3 protein-coding genes and 2 pseudogenes are annotated in these 3,813 nt (G+C 65.5%); 4 read left to right on the forward strand and 1 reads right to left on the reverse strand.

What is annotated here, in order from left to right:
* Positions 1-30: 30 nt before the first annotated feature.
* Positions 31-180: pseudogene (locus tag WA702_RS29405) on the forward strand (RNA polymerase subunit sigma-24); the annotation flags it as partial.
* 16 nt (positions 181-196) lie between these two features.
* Here the strand turns inward: WA702_RS29405 and WA702_RS29410 are convergent.
* On the reverse strand, positions 197-1,036 hold the full coding sequence (locus tag WA702_RS29410) for an N-acetylmuramoyl-L-alanine amidase (RefSeq protein WP_425114044.1): 840 nt from the start codon (positions 1,034-1,036) through the stop codon (positions 197-199).
* Between the two features lie 550 nt (positions 1,037-1,586).
* Between WA702_RS29410 and rsmH the strand changes: the two genes are divergently transcribed.
* The 3 genes and pseudogenes from rsmH to WA702_RS29425 all read left to right on the forward strand — a co-directional run.
* Positions 1,587-2,582, forward strand: a complete 996-nt coding sequence (gene rsmH / locus WA702_RS29415) for a 16S rRNA (cytosine(1402)-N(4))-methyltransferase RsmH (RefSeq protein ID WP_425114045.1) — start codon at positions 1,587-1,589, stop codon at positions 2,580-2,582.
* 3 nt (positions 2,583-2,585) lie between these two features.
* Complete coding sequence (ftsL, locus tag WA702_RS29420; protein WP_425114046.1) at positions 2,586-2,981, forward strand: cell division protein FtsL; 396 nt, start codon at positions 2,586-2,588, stop codon at positions 2,979-2,981.
* Positions 2,978-3,813: pseudogene (locus tag WA702_RS29425) on the forward strand (penicillin-binding protein 2); the annotation flags it as partial. The gene ftsL and the pseudogene WA702_RS29425, both read left to right, overlap by 4 nt.

The following is a 3,813-nucleotide window of genomic DNA, read 5'->3' on the forward strand; positions in this document are numbered from 1 at the left end:
TCCAGCACGATGTAATGGGCGGAGACCTCGGTGCCCGCGGTGCGCGCCGATCTGCTGCGGCGGCTCGGCCGGCATCAGGCCGCGCGGGATGCCTATCGGGCGGCTTCGGCTGCGACCAGGCTCGAGCCGTTGCGGCGGCTCTATGCGCGCAGGCTGGCGGAGCTGAGCACGAACGGCTGAGTGGCTGTCCGTGAGTCTAGGTCGGCAGCGTCGTCAGCAGCGCGCCCAAGGTCAGCAAGGTGGAATGATCGGCGATGCCGTCGATGCGCTCGGGACGGAAATGACGCTGGAACGCCGTGACCACCTCCATGGTGGTGCCATCGAACTTGCCGCTCACCGGGATGCCATAACCATATTTCGCCAACGCCTTCTGCAAATCGCGGACCGTATCTCCGATGCTGCCGAGCTTGAGCGATTCGCCCCGCGTGATCGGCGCCGGCTGCACCCAGTGGCCGACCCCGGAATTGGCCAGCGAGTGCCAGGGGAATTTCTCACCTGGATCCTTCTTGCGCGCCGGTGCAACGTCGGAATGGCCGAGCACGCGATGCGGCGGGATGGTGCGCCGGAGCGTGATGCCGCGACAGAGTGCGATCACCGCCGCGATCTGGCGGGAGGGGAAATCCGGATAGCCCCAGTCGTGCCCGCAATTGATGATCTCGATCCCGATCGAACATGAATTGACGTCGTTCTCGCCGGCCCAGGACGACACGCCGGCATGCCAGGCCCGCTTGGCCTCTGGCACGCTTTGGATAATGCCGCCATCCTCCAGCACGATGTAATGGGCGGAGACCTCGGTGCCCGCGGTGCAAAGCTTGGCGATCGCCTCCTCCGCATCCGGCATGCCGGTGTAATGCAGCACGATCATGTCGGGCGCGCGGCCATTGTTCCGATCGCCGAAATTCGCCGACGGGATCACCTCCGACACCACGGACGAATCCGGTGTGAAAGCCTCCGTCGCGTCAGCGCCGTTCGGCGCCCGCTGTCCGCGCGGATGCTTGGAGGACGATTTATCGGATGGGGGCTGATCAGGTGGCATGAAAACTCGAGGCAAAGCGAAGCAATGGTCCATGTCCAATATGGCTGCGACTACTCCTTTGCACCTCCCGACCGCAATGGAAATTACATGCGATAGGACCGCATTTTTGATCCGGTGTATGCTCCGCGCTGCATGCCGCCGCGAGAGCGTTGTCGTGCGGGGGAACGGCGAACGCCAAGATTCTGCCTCGGATCATCAACGGTTTCTTAACGCTAAACGTCGTTACTAACTCATGAATGGCCGAGCCTGGCTTCTGCTTTGGCAGGCCGCCGCAATTCGAAGGGCCTGCACGCGGGAAAAGGGTTTTGAAGTGTGGGGGACATTGGATTTCGGGCAATTCACCCCCCTTCACGGCCGAAATCCGCTGGATCAGCGCATCGCCCGTGGAACTCCGGCGGCATCGCGGGGCGCTCGAGCCGGTCGCGCGGGCAGATGGTCCTGCGTTGCGGCGCGAGGCGATAAAGGTTTTAGGCGCGAGGATGCTTGGCGCGATGGGCTCGCTGCCGCACATGATCTGTCTGCCACGCCGGCTCGCGCGCGGAGCCGGCGCATGAGCGCGGCTGACCAGCGTCACATTTCCGTGCTCGGGCCGGAAGCGGTGGCCGCGCTCGCGCCGCGCGCAGGCGGCATCTATGTCGATGCCACCTTCGGCGCAGGCGGCTATAGCCGGCTGATTCTTGCAACAGCAGGAACCCGGGTGATCGGCATCGATCGCGATGCCACCGCGATTGTCGGCGGCCAAGATCTGGTCGCGCAAGCGGACGGGCGGCTCACGCTGGTCGAGGATCGCTTCTCACATCTCGCCGACATCTGCGCCGCGCAGGGCCTCGATACGGTCGACGGCGTCGTGATGGACGTCGGCGTGTCCTCGATGCAGCTCGACCAGGCCGGTCGCGGCTTCTCGTTCCGGTTCGACGGTCCGCTCGACATGCGGATGGGCGGCGATGGTCCGACTGCGGCCGATGTGGTTGCCTGCGCTACCGAGCGTGATCTCGCCAACGTGATCTACATCTTCGGCGAGGAGCGGCATTCGCGCGGCGTGGCGCGGGCCATCGTCGCGTCGCGCAAGGAACAGCCGATCACGACGACACGGGCGCTCGCCGATATCGTCGCGCGCGTCGTGCGTTCCAAGCCCGGTGACATCCATCCGGCGACGCGGACGTTCCAGGCGTTGCGCATTCTGGTCAACGAGGAACTCGACGAGCTCGAACGCGCGCTGGCGGCAACCGAGCGTGTGCTGAAGCCCGGCGGATGGCTTGCAGTGGTGTCGTTCCATTCGCTGGAAGACCGAATCGTCAAGACCTTCCTCAGCGAGCGCAGCAAGAGCGGTGGCGGCTCGCGTCATCTGCCGGAGGTCGCGCAGCAGCCCCCGAGCTTTGCGCTGCTCACGCGCCGACCGGTGGTGCCGGGTGAAGAGGAAACCGCCGCCAATCCGCGCGCCCGCTCGGCCAAGCTGCGCTGCGCGGAACGGACGGCCGCGCCCGCGCGTGCCGCAAGCCACGAACCATCCTGGCCGCGGCTCGATGACGTGATGAGGGGAGGCTAGCGCATGCGGCTCATCCACCTCATGGTGATCGGCGCGCTGATCTTCGCCGCCGCCTATGTCTATCGGATCAAGATGGAATCGACCACGCGCGTCGAGAAGGTGCTGCAGCTTCACGCCGAGATCCGCGAGCAGCGCGAGGCGATCGCCGTGCTGCGCTCGGAATGGGCCAAGCTCGACGCGCCGCTGCGGCTGCAGGGGCTGGTCGAGCGGCATCTGCCGCTGAAGCCCTTGAATGCCAACCAATACGACAACCTGAAAAACCTGCCGGAGCGGCCGCCGAACTTCGCGCGCTCGGGCAATCCCGATCCGATCGGCTCCATGATTGACGCGATCGACGCCGCCAACCAGGACGACGTTCCGACCGGGTCCGTCACGCAGCAGCCGGAGGACGCGCAATGACCGGTCATGCTCCGATCAAGCCTGATAGGGCGAAGCAGCAGAAGCCAAAGCAGGAGCCCTGGCGGCGGCGGCTGATCCGCACGCTGCTTTATGGGCGCAACGTCGATCGCGCGGCCAAGGCGCGTGCGCGCGTCGGCCTCGCCATCATCGCCTTTGCCGCGATCTACTCCATTATTGGCGGTCGTCTGGTGATGTTCGCGATCGGCGCCGATGGCCCGAACGCGCATCGCGCGGCGTCGCAGGACGCGATCGCCACCGCGCGCCCCGACATTGTCGACCGCAATGGCGAAGTGCTGGCCACCGACGTCAAGACGCCGAGCCTGTTCGGGGAGCCGCGCCGCCTCATCGACAAGGACGAGGCCATCGAGCTGCTCACCGCCACTTTGCCCGATCTCGACACCGCCGAGGTGCGCGAGCGCCTGTCGTCGCGGAAAGGCTTCGTTTGGCTGAAGCGCGAGATCACGCCGCAGCAGCAGTTCGAGATCCATAAGCTCGGCCTTCCCGGCATCGGCTTCCTGCGCGAGAACAAGCGGGTCTATCCGACCGGCAGCGAAGTCGCGCACGTGATCGGCCTGGTCAATATCGACAACCAGGGCATCGCCGGCATGGAGAAGTGGCTGGACAATCAGGGCCTGGCCGATCTGCATCGGGCGGGTTTCGCCACCGACCGACTGCAACAGCCGGTGGAATTGTCGCTCGATCTGCGCGTCGAGCACGCGCTGCGGGACGAACTCCTCAAGGCAAAAGACAAGTTTCGCGCCAAGGCGGCCTCCGGCATCGTCGCCAACGTCAACACCGGCGAAATCGTGGCAATGGTCTCACTGCCTGATTT

This window comes from Bradyrhizobium sp. (assembly GCF_049798375.1).
Taxonomy (GTDB): Bacteria; Pseudomonadota; Alphaproteobacteria; order Rhizobiales; family Xanthobacteraceae; genus Bradyrhizobium.

Excerpts from the sequence above, each read along its gene's own strand:
- rsmH (WP_425114045.1), top strand. The coding sequence starts at position 1,587 with ATGAGCGCGGCTGACCAGCGTCACATTTCCGTGCTCGGGCCGGAAGCG.
- ftsL (WP_425114046.1), top strand. The coding sequence starts at position 2,586 with ATGCGGCTCATCCACCTCATGGTGATCGGCGCGCTGATCTTCGCCGCC.
- WA702_RS29410 (WP_425114044.1), bottom strand. The coding sequence starts at position 1,036 with ATGCCACCTGATCAGCCCCCATCCGATAAATCGTCCTCCAAGCATCCG.